Here is a 5459-nt window from a genome sequence, read left to right on the forward strand (position 1 = left end):
TGTGAAGTTTTAGGTCGGCGGTGACTTACTCTCCCACACCCTCCCGGGTGCAGTACCATCAGCGCTGTCGGGCTTAGCTTCCGGGTTCGGAATGGGACCGGGCGTGTCCCCGATGCTATAACCACCGACACATTTTTTTGTGTGGGTTTCTGTGTTGTTTCAGATACTGTGTAGTGGACGCGTGCGGCTTTACTGTTGCTTGTTGTTGTTTTCGTGTGTTGCGTGTGTGTTTTTTGTTGGTGGGTTAGTACCAGTCACCTCGAACACATTACTGTGCGTCCAGTTCTGGCCTATCAACCCCATCATCTCTGGGGTACCTCAAAAGAAACCTGGTCTTGAAAGGGGCTTCCCGCTTAGATGCTTTCAGCGGTTATCCTGTCCGTACGTAGCTAACCAGCCGTGCTCCTGGTGGAACAACTGGCACACTAGAGGTACGTCCGTCCCGGTCCTCTCGTACTAAGGACAGCTTTTCTCAAGTTTCAACGCGCGCGGCGGATAGAGACCGAACTGTCTCACGACGTTCTAAACCCAGCTCGCGTGCCGCTTTAATGGGCGAACAGCCCAACCCTTGGGACCTACTCCAGCCCCAGGATGCGACGAGCCGACATCGAGGTGCCAAACCATCCCGTCGATATGGACTCTTGGGGAAGATCAGCCTGTTATCCCCGGGGTACCTTTTATCCGTTGAGCGACACCCAATCCACGATGAGGTGCCGGATCACTAGTCCCTACTTTCGTATCTGCTTGACATGTCTGTCTCACAGTTAAGCTCCCTTGTGCACTTACACTCAACACCTGATTGCCAACCAGGCTGAGGGAACCTTTGGGCGCCTCCGTTACTCTTTGGGAGGCAACCGCCCCAGTTAAACTACCCACCAGGCACTGTCCCCAACCCAGATCATGGGCCAAGGTTGAGATATCCGAATCGGTCAGAGTGGTATTTCACCGTGCGACTCCACACCAACTAGCGTTAATGCTTCCACGTCTCCCACCTATGCTACACAAACCGACCCGAACACCAATACCAAGTTGTAGTGAAGGTCCCGGGGTCTTTTCGTCCTGCCGCGCGTAACGAGCATCTTTACTCGTACTGCAATTTCACCGGGCCTGTAGTTGAGACAGCAGGGAAGTCGTTACGCCATTCGTGCAGGTCGGAACTTACCCGACAAGGAATTTCGCTACCTTAGGATGGTTATAGTTACCACCGCCGTTTACTGGGGCTTAAATTCTCCGCTTCGACCCCAAAAAGGGTCTAACAGGTCCTCTTAACCTTCCAGCACCGGGCAGGCGTCAGTCCGTATACATCAACTTCCACGTTTTCGCACAGACCTATGTTTTTAGTAAACAGTCGCTTCCCTCTAGACTCTGCGACCACCACACAGCTTGTACACCGTGTAGGGTCCCCCTTCTCCCGAAGTTACGGGGGTATTTTGCCGAGTTCCTTAACTACAGTTCACCCGCTCGCCTTAGTATTCTCTACTCGATCACCTGTGTCGGTTTGGGGTACGGGCCGGCCATATACATCGCTAGAAGCTTTTCTCGACAGCACAGGATCACCACCATCCCCACTAAGTGGGTACGCATCACGCCTCACCCTATATATGTCCCGGATTTACCTAGAACACGGACTACACGCTTACACCAACACAACCAACGGTTGGCGTGGCTACCACTCTGTGTCACTCCATCACTTGACTACGACAGATCAGGCCCCACGCATCCTCACACACCACACACCCCGAAAGGCGTGTTAGAGGTGATTCTGGGTGGTTAGTATCACTGCATCATCATTGGTCGCATATAACCGGGTACGGGAATATCAACCCGTTTGCCATCGACTACGCCTGTCGGCCTCGCCTTAGGACCCGACTCACCCTGGGAAGACGAGCTTGACCCAGGAACCCTTGATCATCCGGCGGCAAGGATTCTCACCTTGCATTCGCTACTCATGCCTGCATTCTCACTCGCACACACTCCACCATAAGCTTCCGCCACAGCTTCACCGCATGCACGACGCTCCCCTACCCAACAACACCACAAAAGATGTCATTGTCGTGGTTTCGGCGGTGTACTTCAGCCCCACTACATTGTCGGCGCAGAACCACTCGACCAGTGAGCTATTACGCACTCTTTCAAGGATGGCTGCTTCTAAGCCAACCTCCTGGCTGTCTTCGCGATCCCACATCCTTTTCCACTTAGTACACTCTTAGGGGCCTTAACCGACGATCTGGGCTGTTTCCCTCTCGACTACGAAGCTTATCCCCCGCAGTCTCACTGCCACGCTATAACATTCACGGTATTCGGAGTTTGGCTGATGTTGCTAAGATGATAGTCCCGCTCAACCAACCAGTAGCTCTACCCCCGCAAAGAAACACGCAACGCTGCACCTAAATGCATTTCGGGGAGAACCAGCTATCACGGAGTTTGATTAGCCTTTCACCCCTACCCACAACTCATCCCCTCAGTTTTCAACCTAAGTGGGTTCGCGCCTCCACAACCTCTTACAGCTGCTTCACACTGGCCATGGGTAGATCACTCCGCTTCGGGTCCAGGACACGCCACTAAACACACTAGTTAGTATTCGCTTTCGCTACGACTACCCCACACACGGGTTAACCTCGCGACATGCCGCTGACTCGCAGGCTCATTCTTCAAAAGGCACGCCATCACACCCAAAAAGGATGCTCTGACGGATTGTAGACACACGGTTTCAGGTACTATTTCACTCCCCTCCCGGGGTACTTTTCACCATTCCCTCACGGTACTCATACACTATCGGTCACGCCAAGTATTCAGGCTTACCGGGTGGTCCCGGCAGATTCACAGCAGATTCCACGAGCCCGCTGCTACTCGGGAACACGCACACAACCATCGGCGCATATGTTCGGCTACCGGACTCTCACCGTCTACGGTAGGTGATCCCACACCACTTCGCCTCACACACACCAACAATCGAGATGACACGGCAGTATCACCAACACACATGCCCCACAACCAGCCACACGCAACCCCTGCCGAGTATCACACGCATGACTTTTAGCCATCATCCGCTTTCGTTCGCCACTACTCACAGAATCACTATTGTTTTCTTCTCCTACGGGTACTGAGATGTTTCACTTCCCCGCGTACACCCCCTATGCAGCTATACATTCACCACAAGGAAACACACACCCATAAAAAGCATGTGCTAGGTTACCCCATTCGGACACCCTCGGATCAACGCTCGATTGACAACTCCCCGAGGACTATCGCGGCCTTCCACGTCCTTCATCGGCTTGACGATGCCCAGGCATCCACCGTGCGCCCTTAATAAAAAACAGACACACAAACAATCAAAAAACACTAAGAACAAACACAATAAAATTGCTCGCGTCCACTATACAGTTCTCAAACAACACACACACCAACCACCCACCACCACACAAGCAGCAGTAGATAACCTAGTGTGCCCACAAGACAACCATGTTGCCTCAGACACCCAACAATGCACCAACTTCGCATAAACTTTGCCGACATGCTCGTCAACCACTCACAGTTACGGCGCGCGTATCTATTCACGATCGCGCATGTTCCATACAGGAATTTCAACTAAATACAGAAGCGGTGTCACCTATAACCATGACACCAAAACAAAAACTCCTTAGAAAGGAGGTGATCCAGCCGCACCTTCCGGTACGGCTACCTTGTTACGACTTCGTCCCAATCGCCAATCCCACCTTCGACCACTCCCCACCAAAAAGGCTTAGGCCATGGGCTTCGGGTGTTATCAACTTTCATGACGTGACGGGCGGTGTGTACAAGGCCCGGGAACGTATTCACCGCAGCATTGCTGATCTGCGATTACTAGCGACTCCGACTTCATGGGGTCGAGTTGCAGACCCCAATCCGAACTAAGACTGACTTTCAAGCGATCCGCTCACCCTCACAGGCTCGCATCGCGTTGTATCAACCATTGTAGCATGTGTGAAGCCCTGGACATAAGGGGCATGATGATTTGACGTCATCCCCACCTTCCTCCGAGTTAACCCCGGCAGTCTCTCATGAGTCCCCACCATAACGCGCTGGCAACATAAGACAAGGGTTGCGCTCGTTGCGGGACTTAACCCAACATCTCACGACACGAGCTGACGACAACCATGCACCACCTGTGAACAAGCCAAAAAGGAAAACGTATCTCTACGCCGATCCTGTCCATGTCAAGCCCAGGTAAGGTTCTTCGCGTTGCATCGAATTAATCCACATGCTCCGCCGCTTGTGCGGGCCCCCGTCAATTCCTTTGAGTTTTAGCCTTGCGGCCGTACTCCCCAGGCGGGGCGCTTAATGCGTTAGCTACGGCACAGAAACCATGAAAAGTCCCCACACCTAGCGCCCACCGTTTACAGCATGGACTACCAGGGTATCTAATCCTGTTCGCTACCCATGCTTTCGCTCCTCAGCGTCAGTAACTGCCCAGTAACCTGCCTTCGCCATCGGTGTTCCTCCTGATATCTGCGCATTTCACCGCTACACCAGGAATTCCAGTTACCCCTACAGCACTCAAGTAATGCCCGTATCGCCTGCACGCCCGAAGTTAAGCCCCGGGATTTCACAGACGACGCGACAAACCACCTACGAGCTCTTTACGCCCAGTAATTCCGGACAACGCTCGCACCCTACGTATTACCGCGGCTGCTGGCACGTAGTTAGCCGGTGCTTCTTCTATACCTACCGTCACCCAAAGGCTTCGTCGGTACCGAAAGGAGTTTACAACCCGAAGGCCTTCATCCCCCACGCGGCGTCGCTGCATCAGGCTTGCGCCCATTGTGCAATATTCCCCACTGCTGCCTCCCGTAGGAGTCTGGGCCGTGTCTCAGTCCCAATGTGGCCGATCACCCTCTCAGGCCGGCTACCCGTCGACGCCTTGGTAGGCCATTACCCCACCAACAAGCTGATAGGCCGCGAGCTCATCTTGAACCAAAATAAATCTTTCCACCACCGACACTAAACGATGGTCCTATCCGGTATTAGACCCAGTTTCCCAAGCTTATCCCAGAGTCCAAGGCAGATCACCCACGTGTTACTCACCCGTTCGCCACTCGAGTACCCCAGCAAGCTGAGGCCTTTCCGTTCGACTTGCATGTGTTAAGCACGCCGCCAGCGTTCGTCCTGAGCCAGGATCAAACTCTCCACAAAAAACCAAAAACACCACAAAAGTGTAATCAGAAAAAGCTACAAGCTCCGTGAAAAGCCCAAAACTAGCAAAAAAACAAAGGGGGCAGAATCCGACGAGGAAAACCCACCCCCCAAAAAATCATCAACACACACTGCTAAAAAACAGCACACGCATCAAATCACATGCGACCAAACAAACCCCAATCACAAGGGCACCTGATCCACACACAACCAAACACGCACACCACAACAAAAGCAGCACACATCAACAAAACAAAGCTGGCACACTATCGAGTTCTCAAACAACA

3 rRNA genes are annotated in these 5459 nt (G+C 52.9%); all 3 read right to left on the reverse strand.

What is annotated here, in order from left to right:
• Nucleotides 1-12: 12 nt before the first annotated feature.
• The 3 genes from rrf to GBB11_RS10755 all read right to left on the reverse strand — a co-directional run bounded on the left by rrf (nucleotide 13) and on the right by GBB11_RS10755 (nucleotide 5172).
• Nucleotides 13-129 (reverse strand): 5S ribosomal RNA (rrf, locus tag GBB11_RS10745).
• A 95-nt stretch (nucleotides 130-224) separates the two neighbouring features.
• A 23S ribosomal RNA gene (locus tag GBB11_RS10750) occupies nucleotides 225-3320 on the reverse strand.
• A gap of 324 nt (nucleotides 3321-3644) precedes the next feature.
• A 16S ribosomal RNA gene (locus GBB11_RS10755) occupies nucleotides 3645-5172 on the reverse strand.
• The 16S, 23S and 5S rRNA genes sit together here, the layout of an rRNA operon.
• Nucleotides 5173-5459: the final 287 nt, after the last annotated feature.

Source organism: Corynebacterium sp. 74A (genome assembly GCF_008930665.1).
In the GTDB taxonomy this organism is placed as follows: domain Bacteria; phylum Actinomycetota; class Actinomycetes; order Mycobacteriales; family Mycobacteriaceae; genus Corynebacterium; species Corynebacterium megadyptis.